We start from the raw sequence: 20,077 nt of genomic DNA, 5'->3' as shown, positions 1-20,077 counted from the left end.
AGATACCGATTATCTTGTGGATTACCAGCGATAGTGAGCAAAAGCCTTGTTTGCTTCTGCCATCTTGTGGGTATCCTCGCGGCGCTTTACAGAAGCACCCAAGCCATTGGAGGCATCGAGAATTTCGTTAGCCAAACGCTCAGCCATAGTCTTCTCACGACGAAGGCGGGAGAAGTCGGTAAGCCAGCGCAAGGACAAAGTGTTTGCACGAGCAGGCTTAACTTCGACTGGCACCTGATAGGTTGCACCACCGACGCGGCGGGAACGAACCTCAAGGCTTGGACGAATGTTATCGAGAGCGCGCTTCAAAACAGAAACTGGCTCCTGCTCGGTCTTTGCCTTCACCTGCTCAAGAGCAGTGTAGACGATGTTTTCTGCGATGGACTTCTTGCCATCGAGAAGAATTTTGTTAATCAACTGAGCCACGACGGTCGAGCCGTAGATTGGATCAGGAAGCAGCTGATGCTTTTTTGCAGGTCCTTTACGTGACATGTTTTACTTCGCCTTCTTTGCTCCATACAGGGAACGACCCTGCTTGCGGTCCTTAACACCCTGGGTATCGAGAGCGCCACGCACGATGTGGTAACGCACACCTGGGAGATCCTTCACACGGCCACCGCGCACGAGCACAATGGAGTGCTCCTGCAAGTTATGACCTTCGCCTGGAATATAGGCGGTTACTTCAATACCCGAGCTGAGGCGCACACGAGCAACCTTACGAAGCGCAGAGTTTGGCTTCTTAGGAGTGGTGGTGTACACACGGGTGCACACGCCACGACGCAACGGGCTACCTTTCAAGGCCAAAGTCTTTGACTTCTTCGGCTTGGCCTGACGTCCCTTACGGACGAGTTGTTCAATCGTAGGCAACTTAAGTTCTCCGATTCATTGTTATCTTCTATTTGGTGAAAACCGCCACACTGCAGCACACCTTAAACCATGAATCGGTTAAAAGAGTAAAAGCCACAGTCCACCGGCCCGATGGCCCTCGTGCCTCCAGCCACGCATTACTGCACGCTATCTTTGGCACTTGGGATATCCCAACGAGAACACCTATAACATAAGGCGCACTGTTGGCACACACGAATTACTATTATACATCTTTACTTGACAATTAAAATACGCTTAAATAAGTTCCACTTAAACGAACTACTTTAAAATAGGTCTCGCGGGGGCAGAAACATCAAGACGTTGTCTGTTCCCAATTTTGCTAGGATCATTGATAATCACGTCTACAATCGCCTTTTTAAGATCTAAATCTGAAGAATCACCCCAAACAATTACACGATGAATTTCTACATTAGAAACAGTGGAAGAAATCTCAGTTTCAACAGAATCCTGAGTTCTGGCACTAACTCGCATTACATGTGAACGAAAATCTTCAGACAAAGAACTTACAATTTTCAACGCTTCACGTACAGCCTTACTGCTCAGGCTCTTATGAACGTCTGTAACTTCAATAACTGGAATGCCTGTAGTAGGAACATTTTCAACTGCATTAAGCACTCTACCTTTAACGTCAACAGCCGTTAATTTTTCACTACCGTGAGTTTTAAGCATAGCAGCAGGTTTTTGCGCCCTAACCGTTATTTGCAATCCTTGAGGGAATTTTTTTGAAACCTTAGCTTCTGTAACACCAGGTATGTTGTTAAGTTGCTCAATTATTTCTTGAGATGACACTAAAAACAGCGATTTATTTACCTGATTAGACGCAATAGACGAAATTTTTTGCTCACTAACCCATTCGTTCGAGCCAAAAATACTAATATTCTCAGACTTAAGCCTAAATATAGGAGAAAAGAACAGAACCCAGCATAGCAATGTTATAGCTGCAATTATCAGAAAACTATAGAGAAATCTCAACAGAATCGTACGTAAACTAGCGAACTTTTTTTCTTTTTCTCTAGCACTGAAATCTATAACTTTAGGTCTAGAAACAATACCCAATGGTCCAGCGGTTGAACGCAAAGTCTGTTTTACAAAATCAACTACAGAAAGCCTCCTAGCATCTACAAAAGTGTTTTTAGAAGCATTATTTTTTGTAGATTCACCCGATACAGAAAACTCTGCAGTTACAGAAGACGCAGAAGATTTAGATGCAGTTGTAGGAATGGAAGACGTAACAAACTCAATAGAATTATCAGATGTAGTTAAATTCGATTTTGCTGTTCTACCTTTTTTGCGCAATGATTTTTTAGAAATCAGGTTACGATTTTCCGCATCGTTTCCAGTCGTACTAGATACAGTACGACCTTCAGACTTGCTAAAAATCACACGCCCCATACATTACCTCTTAAATCAGCTTACGACCTTTATGCTTTAAAGTTTTATAAACTCTTATAAAGTTTTATAAATTCTTATAAACTCACAAACTTTTGGAACTCAATGCTTCAAGCATAACAGATGTCATAGCTGTGATACTTCCTGCTCCAACAGTAAACAGCACATCGCCATTTTTTGCTCGACTAGCTAATTTTAGAGCACCTTCACGCATATCTTCCACTGCCTCGATATTAGACGTAATATCATCTTTTCTAGCTACATCAACAATAGTTGACGCGTGAATATCTGGGAAATCTTCCTGTTTTTCTCTAGCTGGGAAAATTCCAGTGACGATCACGTCATCTGCAAGAGATAATGCAGATGCAAATTCGTGTGCAAAAGAGCGAGTTCTAGAAAACAGATGAGGCTGGAAAAGAACACGAATACTAGCATTCGGATATCTTCTTCTTGCAGCGCGCAAAAGAGCATCTATTTCCGTAGGATGATGCGCGTAATCGTCTACAACCGTTACTCCATTAACACATCCACGAATATCAAATCGCCTAGAAGCCCCACGGAAACTAGAAGCCCCATCTGCCGCATCTTTAGGACTCATACCCAGAAGCATCGCAGCAATAATAGCAGCACATGCGTTCCTAGCATTATGCAATCCTGGAATTATAAGATTAACGTCTATAAAATCGCCATTAAATTCAATAACAAACGATTCACTTCCGCTACCCGTTTTTTCACTTTCATGCTCAATAAAGGCAAATTTTACAAAACTTTTCACTCGATTATTCAACAAAGAAACATTATCTTTATTACTTGCGTAAACAATTGTTTTTTTAAGAGAATCATCGCTTAAAGCATCTAAAACAGCACGAGCACCATCATCATCTGCACAAATCACAATATAACCAAGAGCATGGCTTAAATGTTCAACAAAAGCCGAGCGATAATTTTGCGCATTCCCATAATGATCCAAATGATCCGCTTCAACATTTGTAACAATTGCAATATACGGATTATATTTTTCAAAGCTGCCGTCGGATTCATCCGCCTCCGCAATCATAACGTTCCCTCTGCCAGCATGGCCTCCGTCTATTTCACCACCATCTTGTGCTTGAATAGATCCACCAATCGCATAACTCGGGTCTGCTAAATCACCTTTACCACAAACTCGCAAAATATGTGCTAAAAGTGAGCTTGTTGTAGTTTTGCCATGCGCTCCAGCAACAGTTACTCCCCTTTTAGCACTTAAAAGCAGGGATAAGATGTCACTTCTGTGTACAAGTTTCACACCATTTTGATAAGCAGCAATAATTTCAGGATTGCTCGGCTTAATCGCACTAGAATACACAAGAATATCGGCATTTTTTACATGACTTGCACTTTGACCTATTTTTACATTTATTCCAAGTTCTTCTAAGCGTCTTGTGTGGTCATTTTCTTGACAATCACATCCACTTACTTCTACCCCTTCTTCGTGTAGCATTTCTGCCAAAACACTCATTCCAGCTCCGCCTATTCCAATAAAGTGAACAGAGCCTAACGAAGATATAGTCTGGTCTGCTTCAAATGCTGAACGCATAGGATTCATATTAATATCCATAATTATCTTCTGCTTTCTTTTGCAATATCAAGAATATATTTTGCCATTACGCTTGCAGCATCACGAATGCCATATTTCCAAGATTTTTCACGCATTTGTTCAAGACGATTTGTATTGTCAAGCAATTCCAACACATTGTCACGAATCCAGTCAACAGTAAAATCAGAATCGCTAACCATAATCGCTCCTCCTGCATCCACAACAGGCTGTGCGTTAAAACGCTGCTCACCATTACCAATCGGCAGCGGAACGTAAATTGCAGGAAGACCAATAGCAGATATTTCTGCAACAGTACCAGCGCCAGACCTACAAATCACCAAGTCTGCACAAGCAAAAGCCCAGTCGATCCTCTCCAAATATTCACAAATATGATAATCACCTAAACCTGCATGCTCTGGCTTAACGTCGTTTATTTGATTGAGACCAGCCACTCGCGCAACATTATCTTTAACTTCTTTAGACTTTCCAGAACCCGTAAGATGAACTATTTGAGCACACTTAAGCAAATCGCCAGCAGCAATAGAAACAGAATCGTTCAAACTTTTAGCACCTAAAGACCCACCCGTAACAAGCACAATAGGTCTACTTGGATCTAATCCAAGCCTTTTAGCACCTTCTACCCTAGCTAAATCAGAATCTTGTGTAATTTGTGCGCATAAATCAGATATAGCTTTTCTAAGAGGCAAACCAACTCGTAACGCTTTTGTGCACGAACCTAATTTTGAGCATAAACCAGTGCCATCATAAACACAACCAATCATGTTAGCCCAACGCGCACCAAGTTTATTTGCCATTCCAGCACGAGCATTCTGCTCATGAATAACAATAGGCAATCTCATGCTGTGAGCTTGCGAATAAACAGGAGCAGAAGCATAACCACCAAAACCAACAACAACATCAGCGCGTCTTTTTTTCAGTATTTCACGAACCTTATTCTTTTCACGAACCCATTTAAAAGGAAACTTAAACATGTATAAATTAGGTTTTCTAGGAAAAGGAACTTTCTCAATAACATCAAGCGGTAAACCAGCTTGTGGAACAAGAGTCTTTTCCAATCCAACATTAGTTCCAATAACACTAATTTTTACAGATTCATCTAAATCTTTTAACGCGCTAGCTACAGAAAGAAGAGGATTAACATGGCCTGCTGTTCCGCCTCCTGCTAAAACAACATGCAAAGAATCTTCATCGACATTATCGACAGAGGAATCAGAGTTCACATCTTCCATATAAATCACCTACATTCAAGCTAGAGTGAATCTAAAATAAATTTAAATCAATCTAAAACCGCTAATTATAATTTCTAACCTAATCTAAAACTTTAATCTAAGACTAAACAATTAGACAATAACTAGACAATAACTAGACTTTAACGTTTATTGTCATCCTCACTAGAAACTGACTTAATACTGCTATTAACACTAGGCTTAATATAAGGGTTACTTCTAATAAAACAGTCCGCAACGCCAATACTCAACAAGCACATAACTAAAGAGGAACCACCAGCAGAAATAAACGGCATAGGAACACCCATAACAGGAAGAACTTGAACCACAACCAATATGTTTATTAAACCCTGACCTACAATCCATGTAGCAATACTTATAAGAGATATCGAAACAAACTTACTATGAGATTGCAATGCGGAAGTCAACAAACACCAGCCAATAACAATATAAAGAAGAATCACACAAGACGCTACGAAGAATCCCATTTCCTCGCCGATAATCGCAAAAATAAAATCGTTATGAGCATAAGGTAGATAATTCCATTTTTCTCGAGAATTACCTATACCAACACCCATAAGACCGCCAGAAGCCATAGCATATTGCGCATGAATAGCTTGGAAGCACACGCCTTTTATAGACTTAGCATCACAACCATGGATAGTCGCAAGAATACGCCTCATACGATTTTGACTAGTAACAACCAACAATAAAACAGCTGCAGATGCAGATATGAGAGCGACAACAAGCCACTTTGTAGGGAATCCTCCTATATAAAATGCGACTACGGCTATAAGAAGAATAATCAAAGCAGTACCAAGATCTTTACCAGCAACAACAAGAAGCAATGAAACTCCAAGAGCCGCTACAGACGGAATGTATGCGCGCATTTGAACACGCTCATAAGCTTTTTTAGCCAATATAAGAGCCATAGGAAGCCAAATACATATAGCTAACTTGGTTATTTCTGCAGGCTGCATTGTAAAAGGACCTATTTTAATCCAGCTAGCATTACCATTAACCTCATGTCTAATTCCTGGCACAAAAGTCAAAAATTGCATAAAAACAGATATTGCGTAAATAACAATAATCTTACTTTTATAGAAATCGACTGGAAGACGAGAAAAAATCAAATAACCAATAAATCCAATAATGCAATAAATTAATTGACTTATTCCAGAACCCCAAGGACCTGCTCCATAAGTAATCATCGTCACTGAGGAACTTGAAAAAACCATGAATAAGCCGAAAACGGAAAGCATTGCAACAGATATTCTTAAACCATACAAACACCATAATGGGTTAAATATGCTACGAATACCAACATATTGTTTAAAAGCATGACTGTTTTCATTAAAAGTTTCATACGATCTTGACGATTTAGTAGAACGCGGTTTTTTACTAGAAGAAAACAATCGCAAAGGCTTTTTATTAGCATTGTTAGTATTAGATTTTTTGCTATTCACGTTCATGACTATTAACCCATCGCTCAGATTCTTTAGCAAAACGAGATCCGCGATCCGCATAAGACACGAACTGATCCATGGACGCACACGCTGGAGCCAGCAACACAACGTCTCCTTGTTCTGCATAGCATCCGGCAGCATCAACTGCTGTAGAAATAACTTTTTGACCTAGAGAAGAATCTGGGCTAATAATCTTATCGCTTTCCACTTTTTTAAGAACAGAATCATCCGCATAATCAAAAGACTCACAGCCTGTTCCATCTGGAGAAACAATAGTTACTGGAATATCTTTTCCATTAGCATTAAGAGCTTCTATAATCGGTTTTTGATCTACACCAATCACAACAGCAGCCTTTATAATGCTGTTATTATCTTTAACCAAATCTTCAAAACAACCGCCTTTTGCAAGTCCCCCAGCGATCCAAATTACAGATTTTTTGCCAAAACTAGAAATCGACGCTGCTGCAGCGTGAGCGTTAGTAGCCTTTGAATCATCTACAAAACGAATCGAGTGTTCAGGAAGATTATCGTCAGCATTTAAAGTTGCAACAGTCTGAATCCTGTGACCTCCCGGAGCAAAATTACACAAAGCTTTTACAGCATTTTCAACATCTGGATTCAACCCTAACGTAAGAGCTAAAGCAGTTAAAGCGTCTGCAAGAAGATGAGGATATACGCTTCCATCTGGTTCGCATAAATGCTTAAGATCCCTTAGCTCCACTAACTTAACTAGATCTCCAACTTTTCCGCCCGCAACGCCACTCTTATCTACAATCCAACCATTCTCAACACCTATTTCCCCAGATTCTGGAGGTTCAAGTGTAAAACCAATTTTCTTACAACCATCTTCTACTTGAGCGTTAGCTGCAAGTTCACTTACTCTAGAATCCTGAGCATTATAAACAAGAGCCTTTTTAACCCCATTAAAAACTTTAGACTTGTCTTTTGCGTAAGCTTCAAGCCCACCGTGCCAATCTAAATGATCTGCAGCAATATTAGTAATAGCTGCACAATCCAACCTCATCGAATCAGTAAAATGAAGCTGGAAAGAGCTTAATTCTACACACAAAACATCATGTTCTGATTCCATAGCAGCGTGAGAAACCGATTTTCCAATATTTCCTACTGCGGGAGCATCAAAACCACAAGCAGTTAGCATTTCGGAAGTCATCTCTGTAGTGGAAGTTTTTCCATTCGTACCAGTGATTCCAACCCAAGGTGCAGGATTATTGGTTTTATCTGAGTTTACACGAACAAGCCAAGCAAGCTCCACTTCACTAATAACTGGAATATTACGCTTCTGCGCTTCTAGAATAAAAGGTGTACGAGGATTAAAAACAGGAGATGTTACAACAGCATCTATATTATCCCAATCAATCTTGGAAAAATCGTGTACCTGAGCCTCTTCCTTACGCTCATCTGCAGTAATCGCTGTAGCACCAACAGATTTAAGCACTTCTACAGCACCAATGCCAGAAACACCAAGACCCGCCACAAGAACATTATTGAATGGGAACTTCTTGTGGAACGACAATTCCCTAAGCAAGCAATCTTCTGCAACGCTGCTCATATTATTTAACCCTCACCAATTACCAAGTAGATACTCAATTACTAAGTCAATGCTAATCGTTAAGTCAGAACTAATCGTTAAATCAGTAACCCAGAATGACCAGCCCAATCCGCATAAAACATCATCAATGCAGAAAGTACAAACATAAGCTCAATCATCCAAAAACGGACAACGACTTTACCTTCTGCCCAGCCAACAAGCTCAAAATGATGGTGTATAGGAGCCATTTTAAACACTCGCTTATGCGTAAGCTTAAAACATCCAACCTGAATTACATCACTACATGCTTCTATAACAAATAGTCCGCCCAAAATAACAGCTAGGAACTCGGTATGAGTAGCTATAGAAAGAGCAGCAAAAAGACCGCCTAATGCCAATGATCCCGTATCTCCCATAAATACCTGAGCAGGATTTGAGTTGTACCATAAGAATCCAAAGCAGGCAACAGCTGCACAAACAGCAATAATAGTCAAATCAAGAGGGTCAGATACTGCGTACGAGAAACCAAAATGACCGCCACCTTTAACGTGGTAACTTTCCCAGAACGCAATCATAGCGTAACCAGCAAAAGCAATCATTGAAGAGCCAGAAGCTAAACCATCTAAACCATCTGTAAGATTTACAGCATTAGACCAAGCCGCCATCAAGAAGTTAACCCAAATAATAAAAACCACAATTCCTACGACTTGCCCAAACATTGAAAAATCAAGGAATGGTTTTTCAATAAAGCTCATACCAGCCTGAGCACTAGCAATACCAGACTGAGTTGGTAGCATTAGAGCCAAAAGTGCGTAAATGCTTGCAAAAATAATTTGACCAACCAGCTTTGCACGAACCGAAAGACCAAGATTCTGTTTTTTACGAACTTTTGCAAAGTCATCAATGAACCCAAGGAAACCCATAGAAAGCATTGCAAAAAGCACAAGAACCGCAGACCAAGATGGAGTACGCCCAACAGAGAAGTATCTGTAAAGAGCAGAAGCAGCCCAACCAACTACAACAGCAAGGTTTATAACAACACCTCCCATTGTAGGAGTTCCACGTTTAACTAAATGAGATTGTGGACCGTCCTGACGAATGTACTGACCGTAATTTAAACGGTGTACTAAGCGGATTAAAAGCGGCGTACCGACAATAGTAACAATCAGCGATACCACAATTCCCACGATAAGCGCAATCACAGGTTAACCTCCGTATGTTCATTAAGACTCTCATTAAGTTTAGACCAGCGTTCAGCTAACACGCTCAAGCCTGAAGCATGAGACCCCTTCAATAACACAACACTACTCGAATGCGCGGCCACAAGGTTCCACACAACGTTATCCGCCTCAGTGCAATCATGGACAAAATATACGCCATTTTCAACATCAAGGCTCTTATTCTGCCAATTATCTTTAGCACCTTTATAAATGCAACCAGCTAGTTCATCTAATTTTTTATCAAACTTAGAACCAACAGCTATTAGTGCATCAATATTATGCTTTGCAACATATTCGCCTATTGATTCATGCATATTATTCTCATTAGAACCAAGCTCTAACATAGATCCAAGAACTGCTATTCTAAAAATATTATTCTTTTTACTTGTTAGATCTTCTTCAGCATTAACGTTTAAATCATGTAAGTCATGATTTTCATAAGAACACAATCCATCAATTCCAGCCTTCATGGAATCAGGGTTTGCATTGAATGAATCGTCAATAAGCGTAAAAACATTATTATTGTTAGAAATTTTAGAAAGCTGCATTCTATGCGGACTAATATGCGAAACTTCATGCAAAACTTTAGCAATACTATCAAGATTCATTCCAAAATATCTTGCCACATTAGAAGCAGCCATTGCATTCATAACATTATGCTGTCCCTGTATAGCAAGATGGACTCTAACTGAGTTTTTAGACTTATCCTCATTCTTCTCATTAAGAACAAATTCTGCACAACCCATTTCATCTAATGAAATATCACTTGCAGACAATTGGTAATTGCCATTGTTAGATGCGTCAAAATCACCTTCCATATTGCTGTTTTTACCAAACCAACGCAATTTATCTTGATCAGCTAAAGAACGCATTGCAGATACTCGAAAATCATCAGCATTTAAAATTGCTATTCCGTGTGCAACAAGACCTCTAACAATCTCACTTTTTGCCTGAGCAATTCTTTCTACAGAACCAAACTCACCTAAATGCGCAACACCCACCTTCAATACAACAGCTAAATCAGGAGGAGCTATTGTGGTTAGTTTTGCGATTTCGCCAACATGATTTGCTCCCATTTCTGCAATAAGGAATCTCGTGTTTTCATTTACTTGCAAAGATGTTAACGGCAAACCAATTTCATTATTAAAAGATCCAATTGGTGCAACAGTGTTACCGAGCGTTGAAAGAAGAGCCTTGAGCATATCTTTTGTAGTGGTTTTTCCTACTGAACCAGTTATGCCGATAATACTAAATGGTGTATTTAACGCGCGGCGACGCTCAAGATTGTGTTTTGCTAAAAGTCCAAGAGCTTCAACCGAATTTTCAACAACTATTTGAGCAATTTTACTATTATTAGACTCATCTAACTTTACAAAATGCTCCACTATTGCAATTTTTGCACCAAGTTCTGCAGCTTTTTGAACAAAATCATGACCATCAACACGATCGCCTGGTATTGCTACAAATATGGAAGAATCCACAACTTTACGAGAATCACTTGTTGCATAAATAACAACATCATTATCTGAAATAACAACATCATTATTTGTTATGCAAAATTTCTCAGAAGTAACACTGTGGTTTTCTTTTACTAAACAACCACCTATAAAAAGTCTGCCATTAACCGCAGCAGCTACTTCCTTAACACTCATAGGCATCATACGCATATTATTGGTCGTTGTATTATTGCCCAAAGTCTTATTTTGCATCATAACCTCGTTATTTTCCCAACATTGGTTTCATTTGCTTTGCAACAAATCTATTAATCATCAACACGTTTCTGAACACTACTTTAATTAACACTACTTTAATTCATGAGACACTCGTAACGCGCTTTTAATAGTTCCTCTTCTAACTCCAGCTGCAAGAACCATCGCTATTGAAAGAGAAAGATGTTTGTGAACATCCTTACCACCAATCTGATCTGCTAAAGCAGCTAACTCATCTGATTCACGAGAACGCATAACGCAATAAGATCTTTCATGACTTACAAACCCATAACGTTGTTGAAGAGTATAAAAACTTATTACTGGTCGCGCGGACTTCATACTTTCTTCATCTATAGCGGAATCATCATTTTGATTTTTGATAAAACTATTGTCGTAATGTTTATCAGATTTATTAGCAGAAGTTCTAGAAGAAGAAATATCAGATACACTATCGGATTCACTATGAGATTCACTATCGGAATTAAGTGATTCGACTTTTTGCTGCGATTTTGAATTCTGATTTGATGTAGTATCAGAATCATACTTCTTTTTATTATCTGAATGATTATCTGCATTATCATCTGCATGATTTGCATGATTTGCATGATTTGCATGATTTGCATGACTATCAAATTTTGAAGTATTAGAGTAAGGATCAGAATAAGAAGAGTCGCTTGCATATAAGTCAAGGCTTCCAGCCATTGCTAAAGCATTATTGCTTTCAACTCCAAGAACATCAACGTTAACAGACTGCAATGCATCTTTACTAAGAGTTGCAGAATTTAATGCTATTACAACAGCTGCAGCGCCATCTTCTACACACACAGACAAGTTATGCTGTATATCAATTATTCCCATAGGATACTCTAAATCTAGCTCTCTTTGAAGAGAGCTAGACCCAGCTGCACTAATAATACCGACTGGATTGCCGAGCATATGAAGAAAATCAGCCAAACGTATAACATTTGCATAAATCTCATCATCACTATCTCCTGCAACTGCAAAAGTTGCTATAAAAGATGACGGATCGCAATTAACATCACAAGCTAGCTTACCGAGAGTTATTGGATTATTAGAAGATACCAGCAGAGGAATGCCTACACTCATTGCTTCAGATCTAAACTCTGGAGGAACCATTGCAGCATAGGCTCCAGCATCTCTAGCAGCCTCTAATTGTCTCTTATCTACTCGAGATGAAGGAACAAAAAGACAACCTGGTTTAACACTTCTAACATCACAAGCTAATGATGTAATAGTCACACCAGATGCAAAGGAAGGAATTACCTCAAAACCATACTGTTCAGCAGCAAAACCAAGCGTCACTCTGGTTCTGGAAAATTCATCAACAGCATTCATACTCGCACTCGCCCTTATTTGTTGTATATCACCATTCTACAGCAATAGGGTTGCTACGAGGAGTAGAAACTGGAACATCATACTTTTGCATCAAGAATTCTCCAATTGCTTTCAAAAGAGGTGCTGCTGCAACAACGCCGAAAGTTCCCTGAGGATTACTTAATGCCACTGTAATAGCAAATCGTGGATTATCCACAGGAATTACTCCAGCACAATCTGCAACGATAGAACTTAATCCTCCACCGAATCCCACTACTTCTGCAGTACCACTCTTAGCAGCAACACGGTATCCATTAATTGATATAAAGTTCTTGTAAGATTCCGCTGTGCTTTCCATAGCATTCAACATTTGCGATGCTACATGTTCATCCAAAACGCGAGTTGCCTGAGGTCTCTTGTGCTCTGAGACACGTCCATGAGGATCTATTACAGATTTGATTATTGACTGTTGGAGCCTTACACCCTTGTTCGCAATAGTCGCAATAGCATTAGTAATTTGTAAAGCGTTAGTGGCATAACCCTGACCAAACAAAACAGTGTTTTGCTTACGACCATCCCATGCTTGTACGCTTGGAAGAAGACCAGGAGATTCACCTTGTAAACCTAAACCAGTATATTGCCCAATTCCAAACTTAGACAAAAACTCATAACGCTTGTTATTAGGATATTTTTCGCCAGCTAAAATCATGCCAACATTAGAAGATTCCTTTAAAATTCCAGCTAATGTTAAACGTTCGATACCATGACTGTGAGAATCATGGAAAACCTGACCTTGTTTGTCTATTGTACCTGGAACTGAGAATTTGTCGCTGAGTTGACGCGCACCAGATTGAACCATTCCAGCCATGGCAAACACTTTGCCTATAGAACCTGGCTCAAAGATCTGGCTAACTGCTTTAGAAACAGATGCTCTGGCAGCTGAAGAACCAGCTTTAATATCGTCAGTATCTTCTAACGCAAGAATCTCACCAGTGCGAATATCCTGAACAACAGCAATTCCCCATCCAGCTTTGTACTGCTTCATTCCGTCAAGAAGAACTTTTTTAACGTACCAATCTACATCGCTGTCAATGGTTAACTTTATGTCATTACCATTTACAGCATCTTTATATTCGCTAACAGTGCCAGGAATTTTCTCATTTCCAACATTGTTTCCCTGATACTTTTGATATCCATCTGTACCAGTTAAAACTTTATCTTGCGAAAGCTCTAATCCAGATTCACCTATTTCGCCTCTTCTACCCTTTGCCTCTGGTCTAGAGCTTTCTTCGGCATCTTTGACAGAACCAATTAGGGCACCCAAAATAGGACCACTTGAATACACTCGTTCACTACTGTTTTCTGCATAAACACAACCAGAAAGGTTGAGTCTGTCAATTGCACGCTTAACAGAAGGCTTCACATTCCTCTTGATAACTGCGTAACGACCCAATCCAGAAATCTTTCCGCCGATTTCAACAGAGCTCATATGAAGAATTGGAGCTAAAAGACGTGCCACCGCCACGGCACCAGTACCTTCAACATCCTTACCATTAATCGAATGACAATTACCAGCAGTTTGTTTTGTACAAGGAGTAGGTTTAAACGCCTGCGCATTCATAGGATCAGCAATTATATTGTATCTTTCAACACTTTGAGCAAGAACTGAACCGTTTGTATCTAAAATACGACCTCTTCTAGCAAGAATTGGTTTTGTCCTAATACGTTCTGCTTGAGCCGCCTGAGCAGTAGAACGAGCATTAATAAGCTGTATAAAACTAAGTTTTACTATTGCACATGTTGCAACAAACGCAAAAATAATTGCAACAATTACGCACTTCTTTGCAAAAACTGTGCTATTCATCGCAGCAGTCTTATTAGCAGCAGACCTATTATAGGATCCGTAAGCATCATAAGAATTCGCATTGTATGTGCTGGCCTTTTTAAACCTTGTAAATTGCGATTTTCTTTTAATCAGCTTCAGTAAGCTAAAAACGCGACTAATACCATCTTTTAGAGACTTACTGGTTTTTGAAAATCCACTGGAATTGCTTGTTCTATTAACTTTGTCTTTAATAGAATTAACAACTCCATTAACTTTGCCTGAATATTTGGCGAAACGTTGCTTGATTTGGCGGCTCATCAATGTTTCTCCTTATCCTTTGGTTTTTGTTGTTTAGATTGTTGTTTAGATTGTTGTGAATCATGCGTCTGCTGTTTGGGCTGCGACTTTTGATTCTTAGAACTAGCCTGTGTTTGAGCTTTCTTAGCATCAAGCATTGCTTTTTCAGCTTTCTTTTTATTTGCATAATCGCTTAAATCAACGGTTATTGCACCTTGCTGCGGAACCATTCCCATCGTTTGCGCTTTTGCTGGAAGATCCGCCTCTAAAGTATCTAATTTTGTTTGAGCTGTTTCTACATCTTGACGAAGCCTAGAAATACTCGATTGTGTAGCAGCTTGTTCAAAAGATATTTCTGCCATTTTTGTGCGCAACAATAGAGATGTTGTAGGAGTGATTACTAAGAACAAAACAACAATAATCACATTAAAAAGAGGCGCTTTACGAGTATTGCTCCACTCTATAACCTTATGCAAGCGGTTCATTACTGTGTAAGATCTGCGGTCTGATGCGCTAAATACCAATGGAAGGGATTTTAGAACACGATTTTTCCTTGAATCTCCAACAACTTTTTCTTTTACACGACCTGCAGGAGCTGCTGTTGCAGTAACAGTAGACAATCCAGGAGCACGGTTTTTTAATGGCTTAATCATTAGAACCTACCCCCTTTTTTATGTGCAAATCGTATAGTCGAAGAATTAGATGATTCTTCAATACCTTTAGAAATAGATTCAAATTCCTTAATCCAACGTTCTGGAATATCTCGAATCAGTTCCACTGCACGCAAGCGAACAGACGAAGACCTAGTATTATTTGCTATTTCTTCCTTAGATGCTTTTACAGCTCCTCTAGTTAGCGACTTAAAGAAAGGCTGTGCATCTGCTGGAACAATAGGCATATTCGCTGGAACATCTACTTCCAAGCCATTGTTCATGAATCTTTTAACCGCAATATCTTCTAGCGAATGATAAGATTCAACAACAATCCTGCCACCTTGATTTAAACGCAGAGCCAACTTTGGTAGTGTCCTAGCAAGCTTGTCTAATTCTCCATTAACCTCAATGCGAAGAGCTTGGAAAACTCTCTTAGCTGGGTTTCCTGGAGCACGATGAGAACGAGGAATGACGTTATCAACTAATTCAACCAGCTGACCAGATGTGGTAATCGGAGTCTCTTCACGAACTTGAACAATTTTGCGAGCTATTGGACCAGAAAAACGCTCTTGACCATATTCTCGGAAAATATTCGCAAGCTTATGCGAATCATAAGTCGCGAGAATAGTCGCAGCTGTTATGCTTTGTGTAGTGTCCATTCTCATATCTAATGCAGTGTTGTGAGAATATGAGAATCCTCTATCTTCTTCGTCTATTTGCAAGCTAGAAAGTCCCAAATCCATAAATGCTGCATCAATATGGTAGATTGCTAAATCTTCAAGAACTTTGTCGACTTCATCAAATGCTGCATGTACTGGAATAAAACGTTCGTCTAATCCTTCTTCACGCATTCTTTTCGTAGCTAGCTCAAGAGCTTCGCCATCTCTGTCTATGCCTACAAGCGTTGCAAGAGGAGCCGCTTTAAGAAAAGCTGTTGCATGACCAGCAAGACCCAGCGTGCAATCCACAACAACAGAATTCTTGTGGTTTAACGCTGGAGATACTAGATTTACACAATCGTCGAGCAATACTGGTGCGTGTATTGTAGATAAGTCCTTCATCGGATCACCTTTCATTGGATCACCGCCGGAAGAACATCATCTGCAATATCTGCATAATCTTGCTCACGATCTGCAAGGTATTCGTTCCAAGCAGACTTATTCCATATTTCTGCGCGAGTGCCAACACCAATTACAACAATCTCGTCTCCAAGATTTGCGTAATCTCTTAACATTGGTGGAACTACTATGCGTCCCTGCTTATCTGGTTCTTGATCTACAGCGCCAGAAAGAAACACTCGCAAATAGTCTCTTGCAGACTTATTGCTCATAGATGTGCGCTGAATCTGCGTTGTAATACGTTGAAACTCTTGCATTGGCAGTACGTATACGCAACGTTCCTGACCGCGCGCCATAACAAAACCATTCCCTAATTGAGATCTAAATTTCGCTGGTAAAGCTACACGACCTTTTCCATCAATTTTTGGAGCATATGTACCAAGAAGAATTGGGGTTTGATTCTGTTGCTGATTCTGATTGCTTATGCCATTACCACGAGAATCTTCATTATTCGGTAAAGGAGTGGAATTAAAAGCCGAATATGGAGCCTGGCTAATGGGTTGCGCAAAAGGAATCTGCTGCATTGGCGGAATCTGCTGTGGCTGATACATCTGTGGCATCACATAATAAGGCTGAGCGTACGCTTGAGGATTTTGCATTGGCATATGCATTTCCTGAGCATTAGCTTGAGCAATATTTTGTGAATCACTGTCAGAGAGATTTTGAGCATGCATAAAGGAGGAATTGGCTTTATTCTGCGCATTATCATCCGCATTATTACGAGCCATAACTCCACCTCCTTTTCAACATGCAATATGCCACTTGCACATCGTTCACCATTTTACCCCATTCCTCACCAAAAATCCCCACTTTTTATAAAAAAATAATATTTTTTTTCATAAAAGTGCCACTTTATGCATTCGTCGCAAAAACTTTCTTAGAAAATACCGTGTATAAGCCTCGAGATATACTTAAACGCCTAGTTTTTAGCTCAACATTTAAGAAGAACGGACACAAATGTCTACGTACTCCTCACAACTTAGCGAAGAACAACAAGCAGTTGATTGCGCTTACGGACGCTTAGATGACTTGCGCTCTACGGTTCGTACAAGACTTGACGCTGTACGAGCTGCAGGATCACACGGGTCGCCTACTCAGCGCACCGAACGTGATTCATTTGCAACAATGTATGAGGATCGGTTAACTCAACTTAGAGCCGTAGAAGACAGGCTTGTGTTTGGAAGACTTGACGATCGCGAAGGGACAAGACACTACATAGGTAGGATTGGTCTACTCAGTGAAAATCACGATCCTATTCTTACAGATTGGCGAGCAGAAGCTGCGCGACCATTCTATGAGGCGACGCCACGTCACCATGGAAACATCGTTATGCGTAGGCATATAACTCTTAAATTCCGCGAGGTTGTTGGAGTTGAAGACGAGATTCTTGATATTCATGCAGACGAGGTAAACAAGGCTTCTAAGCAGGGAACTCTAACAGGCGAAGGTGCTTTACTAGCTTCACTAGGTTCTCGTAGAACTGGAAAAATGACGGATATTGTTGCAACTATTCAAGCTGAACAAGACCGCATTATTCGCGCTCCTCTTGACCATACTATTGTTGTACAAGGTGGACCTGGTACTGGCAAAACCGCAGTAGCATTGCACAGGGCAGCATATCTTCTTTATACACATCGTAGAAAACTTGAAAAATCAGGCGTTCTGATTGTAGGACCAAGCTCGGCATTCTTAAGATATATAGATCAAGTTTTGCCTTCTTTGGGTGAAACTGGTGTTGTAAGTAGAACAATTTCTGATTTGATCCCAAATGTTCATGCTGTTGCAGAAGATACTCCACATGCGGCAAAGCTTAAGGGAATGTATCGCATGAAAAACGTTATTCAGAACGCTGTTTGTGCAAGAATACGTGTTCCTAAAGATTTACCAACGCTACGCATAAACGGGTTTGCTGTGCAACTCAAAAAAGAGGATATTGAGCTTGCACAATCAGATGCTCAACGAACACACCAACCTCATAATCAGGCTCGCAAAACCTTCGTAAAGTCAGTTATAAGTTCACTTAGAAATAGATACCTAGAACAGTTAGATTACACTCCTTCGCAGTCTGAAATATCCGATATTACATCGCAGCTTCGTATGGAAGAGAAACTTAAGATTACTTTGAATCTTGCTTGGCTCCCTATGACTGCCACGTGGCTTATTGACCAGCTGTTTTCTAAACCTGAACAACTTCGCATATATGCTCCTTGGTTAAGTGAAGACGATATTTGTGTATTAACTAGACCAAAAGGTAGTCCTCTAACTCGCTCTGATATACCGCTTCTTGATGAGGCTATGGAGCTTCTAGGCGCAGATCCAAAAGTTGAGGCACAAAATGCTGCAAATGCTCGCAAAAAGCTCGAAGAGCAGCAATACGCTTCTGAAACACTTGCTCAAAATGGCATTGGAAATGGAATTGTTACCGCAGATATGCTCATAGAGAACATTCAAGGTGACGATACAAGCATGGTAGCCAATCTTGCTGCGTCAGATAGAGAGTGGACTTATGGTCATGTGGTTGTAGATGAAGCTCAAGAGCTTACAGCAATGGATTGGCGAATGCTAATCCGTCGCTGCCCTTCTAGATCATTTACAATCGTTGGTGATGTTGCTCAAACATCCGCTTTAGGTGGAACGCATCATTGGCAAAAGAATATGAGCTCACTGTTTGGAGATGCAAACTGGGATCTTTACGAGTTGACCATTAATTATCGTAACCCTAAAGAAGTTTCAGATGCTGCAGGAAAAGTGGCAAACAACTCTGGATTGTACATTTCCACAGTTAATGCTGTACGATCTGTTCCTGATTCTCTTGTTACCCATACACTTAAGCATCAAGATGAACTAGATAGAACACTTTCAAAATATTGCATTGATTTGTTTAAAGAATTCGTATCAGAAGATGGAAGTGGTCGCGTAGCGATAATAGTTCCTAATGAACTATTAGACCATACTGATAAAATCGTTAAAGATACTCTTCGTAAAAATCTTTCCGATAAAGAATACAATCGTATACTTCAACAGAATTCAGACGATAGTCAGATTAGCGTTTGCACGCCTGAAGACGTTAAAGGATTAGAATACGATGCCGTAATTCTGATACAACCTTCTAAAATAGAACAAGAGGCAGCATCTATGCTTACAGCAGCAGCAAATCTGTACGTTGCTATGACAAGACCAACACAGCGATTAGTCATCTTGCGCACACAAGATGATGCTGATTTTTCAAAATAAACACAAAAACACTAAACCCGAATAACCTAGTACATTGTTTGACCTATTGAAATATATGGGTCAAACAAGAAGGGTTATTGCTTACTCTTTTTAAGATCCTCAATGGCTTGTTCAAAATCTTTCAAGCCAGCGAAGTTCTGATATACACTAGCAAAACGAAGATAAGCTACTTCATCCAGTTCTCGCAATGGTTTCAATATTGCTTTTCCAACTTCTTCAGATGTAACCTGCGCTAATCCGCGAGCACGCAAATCAGCTTCAACTTCCATTCCCAACGTCTTTAAAGCTTCAGAGTCTATAGGTCTACCCTGGCAAGCTTTTCCTACACCAGCAACCACCTTTGCTCGGTCGAATGGCTCAATTGAACCAGATCGTTTCATAACGAGCAGCTGAGTAGTTTCAACTGTCGTAAAGCGGTTGCCACACATCTGGCATTCACGTCTGCGACGAATCGAATATCCATCTTCACTAATTCGCGTATCGATAACCTTAGTATCGGAATTCTTACAAAAAGGACAATGCATACATCTAGCATACTAAAAATTATTAAAATATGTTATATATGCTTTAA

Annotated in this window: 16 protein-coding genes; 1 reads left to right on the top strand and 15 read right to left on the bottom strand. The window is 40.0% G+C overall.

What is annotated here, in order from left to right:
- Positions 1-21: 21 nt before the first annotated feature.
- From rpsG to mraZ, 14 genes are all read right to left on the bottom strand, one after another.
- A complete protein-coding gene (gene rpsG, locus ACJV45_RS04035) occupies positions 22-492 on the bottom strand; it encodes a 30S ribosomal protein S7 (RefSeq protein ID WP_004112309.1) in 471 nt (156 codons plus the stop codon).
- A 3-nt stretch (positions 493-495) separates the two neighbouring features.
- Positions 496-867 (bottom strand): 30S ribosomal protein S12, encoded by a 372-nt coding sequence (gene rpsL / locus ACJV45_RS04030; protein ID WP_003813881.1) that lies wholly within the window; start codon positions 865-867, stop codon positions 496-498.
- 279 nt (positions 868-1,146) lie between these two features.
- Positions 1,147-2,280 carry a cell division protein FtsQ/DivIB gene (locus ACJV45_RS04025; protein ID WP_016821320.1) on the bottom strand — a complete coding sequence of 378 codons (1,134 nt, stop codon included), beginning with the start codon at positions 2,278-2,280 and terminating at the stop codon, positions 1,147-1,149.
- An 82-nt stretch (positions 2,281-2,362) separates the two neighbouring features.
- Entirely contained in the window at positions 2,363-3,874 is a 1,512-nt protein-coding gene (gene murC, locus ACJV45_RS04020) for a UDP-N-acetylmuramate--L-alanine ligase (protein ID WP_419397699.1), read from the bottom strand.
- A gap of 2 nt (positions 3,875-3,876) precedes the next feature.
- Positions 3,877-5,103 (bottom strand): UDP-N-acetylglucosamine--N-acetylmuramyl-(pentapeptide) pyrophosphoryl-undecaprenol N-acetylglucosamine transferase, encoded by a 1,227-nt coding sequence (locus ACJV45_RS04015; protein ID WP_415683956.1) that lies wholly within the window; start codon positions 5,101-5,103, stop codon positions 3,877-3,879.
- Between the two features lie 140 nt (positions 5,104-5,243).
- A complete protein-coding gene (locus ACJV45_RS04010; protein ID WP_419397698.1) occupies positions 5,244-6,572 on the bottom strand; it encodes an FtsW/RodA/SpoVE family cell cycle protein in 1,329 nt (442 codons plus the stop codon).
- Complete coding sequence (gene murD / locus ACJV45_RS04005) at positions 6,559-8,136, bottom strand: UDP-N-acetylmuramoyl-L-alanine--D-glutamate ligase (protein WP_419397697.1); 1,578 nt, start codon at positions 8,134-8,136, stop codon at positions 6,559-6,561. The genes ACJV45_RS04010 and murD overlap by 14 nt, the downstream gene beginning before the upstream one ends.
- A 77-nt stretch (positions 8,137-8,213) precedes the next feature.
- Entirely contained in the window at positions 8,214-9,317 is a 1,104-nt protein-coding gene (gene mraY / locus ACJV45_RS04000) for a phospho-N-acetylmuramoyl-pentapeptide-transferase (protein WP_004116897.1), read from the bottom strand.
- Entirely contained in the window at positions 9,314-11,044 is a 1,731-nt protein-coding gene (locus ACJV45_RS03995) for a UDP-N-acetylmuramoyl-tripeptide--D-alanyl-D-alanine ligase (protein WP_180946762.1), read from the bottom strand. Before ACJV45_RS03995 ends, mraY begins: the two co-directional genes overlap by 4 nt.
- Before the next feature lie 93 nt (positions 11,045-11,137).
- Entirely contained in the window at positions 11,138-12,400 is a 1,263-nt protein-coding gene (locus ACJV45_RS03990; RefSeq protein WP_119675364.1) for a UDP-N-acetylmuramyl peptide synthase, read from the bottom strand.
- Positions 12,401-12,428: 28 nt separating this feature from the next.
- Positions 12,429-14,522: a peptidoglycan D,D-transpeptidase FtsI family protein gene (locus ACJV45_RS03985; protein ID WP_410311554.1), complete on the bottom strand. Its 2,094-nt coding sequence runs from the start codon at positions 14,520-14,522 to the stop codon at positions 12,429-12,431.
- Entirely contained in the window at positions 14,522-15,154 is a 633-nt protein-coding gene (locus ACJV45_RS03980) for a hypothetical protein (RefSeq protein WP_410311553.1), read from the bottom strand. Before ACJV45_RS03980 ends, ACJV45_RS03985 begins: the two co-directional genes overlap by 1 nt.
- Positions 15,154-16,215 (bottom strand): 16S rRNA (cytosine(1402)-N(4))-methyltransferase RsmH, encoded by a 1,062-nt coding sequence (rsmH, locus tag ACJV45_RS03975; protein WP_410311848.1) that lies wholly within the window; start codon positions 16,213-16,215, stop codon positions 15,154-15,156. The genes ACJV45_RS03980 and rsmH overlap by 1 nt, the downstream gene beginning before the upstream one ends.
- Before the next feature lie 11 nt (positions 16,216-16,226).
- Positions 16,227-17,000 (bottom strand): division/cell wall cluster transcriptional repressor MraZ, encoded by a 774-nt coding sequence (gene mraZ, locus ACJV45_RS03970; protein ID WP_004122312.1) that lies wholly within the window; start codon positions 16,998-17,000, stop codon positions 16,227-16,229.
- 229 nt (positions 17,001-17,229) lie between these two features.
- On the opposite strand from mraZ, the gene ACJV45_RS03965 reads away from it, so the two are divergent.
- The gene (locus ACJV45_RS03965; RefSeq protein ID WP_016821300.1) at positions 17,230-19,506 is read left to right on the top strand and encodes a HelD family protein; all 2,277 of its coding nucleotides are present in this window, start codon (positions 17,230-17,232) and stop codon (positions 19,504-19,506) included.
- A 74-nt stretch (positions 19,507-19,580) separates the two neighbouring features.
- Here the strand turns inward: ACJV45_RS03965 and nrdR are convergent, their stop codons facing one another.
- Positions 19,581-20,030: a transcriptional regulator NrdR gene (gene nrdR, locus ACJV45_RS03960; protein ID WP_004116911.1), complete on the bottom strand. Its 450-nt coding sequence runs from the start codon at positions 20,028-20,030 to the stop codon at positions 19,581-19,583.
- Positions 20,031-20,077 lie beyond the last annotated feature (47 nt).

The sequence above is a fragment of the Gardnerella lacydonensis genome, assembly GCF_048545055.1.
GTDB lineage: Bacteria > Actinomycetota > Actinomycetes > Actinomycetales > Bifidobacteriaceae > Bifidobacterium > Bifidobacterium vaginale_C.
This window is presented reverse-complemented; position numbering and strand designations above follow the sequence as displayed.

What these genes read in the sequence shown, in the direction of transcription:
- rpsG (WP_004112309.1), bottom strand. Translation starts at nt 492, where the DNA reads ATGTCACGTAAAGGACCTGCAAAAAAGCATCAGCTGCTTCCTGATCCA.
- ACJV45_RS04025 (WP_016821320.1), bottom strand. Translation starts at nt 2,280, where the DNA reads ATGGGGCGTGTGATTTTTAGCAAGTCTGAAGGTCGTACTGTATCTAGT.
- murC (WP_419397699.1), bottom strand. Translation starts at nt 3,874, where the DNA reads ATGGATATTAATATGAATCCTATGCGTTCAGCATTTGAAGCAGACCAG.
- ACJV45_RS04015 (WP_415683956.1), bottom strand. Translation starts at nt 5,103, where the DNA reads ATGGAAGATGTGAACTCTGATTCCTCTGTCGATAATGTCGATGAAGAT.
- ACJV45_RS04010 (WP_419397698.1), bottom strand. Translation starts at nt 6,572, where the DNA reads ATGAACGTGAATAGCAAAAAATCTAATACTAACAATGCTAATAAAAAG.
- murD (WP_419397697.1), bottom strand. Translation starts at nt 8,136, where the DNA reads ATGAGCAGCGTTGCAGAAGATTGCTTGCTTAGGGAATTGTCGTTCCAC.
- ACJV45_RS03995 (WP_180946762.1), bottom strand. Translation starts at nt 11,044, where the DNA reads ATGCAAAATAAGACTTTGGGCAATAATACAACGACCAATAATATGCGT.
- ACJV45_RS03990 (WP_119675364.1), bottom strand. Translation starts at nt 12,400, where the DNA reads ATGAATGCTGTTGATGAATTTTCCAGAACCAGAGTGACGCTTGGTTTT.
- ACJV45_RS03985 (WP_410311554.1), bottom strand. Translation starts at nt 14,522, where the DNA reads ATGAGCCGCCAAATCAAGCAACGTTTCGCCAAATATTCAGGCAAAGTT.
- ACJV45_RS03980 (WP_410311553.1), bottom strand. Translation starts at nt 15,154, where the DNA reads ATGATTAAGCCATTAAAAAACCGTGCTCCTGGATTGTCTACTGTTACT.
- rsmH (WP_410311848.1), bottom strand. Translation starts at nt 16,215, where the DNA reads ATGAAGGACTTATCTACAATACACGCACCAGTATTGCTCGACGATTGT.
- mraZ (WP_004122312.1), bottom strand. Translation starts at nt 17,000, where the DNA reads ATGGCTCGTAATAATGCGGATGATAATGCGCAGAATAAAGCCAATTCC.
- ACJV45_RS03965 (WP_016821300.1), top strand. Translation starts at nt 17,230, where the DNA reads ATGTCTACGTACTCCTCACAACTTAGCGAAGAACAACAAGCAGTTGAT.
- nrdR (WP_004116911.1), bottom strand. Translation starts at nt 20,030, where the DNA reads ATGCATTGTCCTTTTTGTAAGAATTCCGATACTAAGGTTATCGATACG.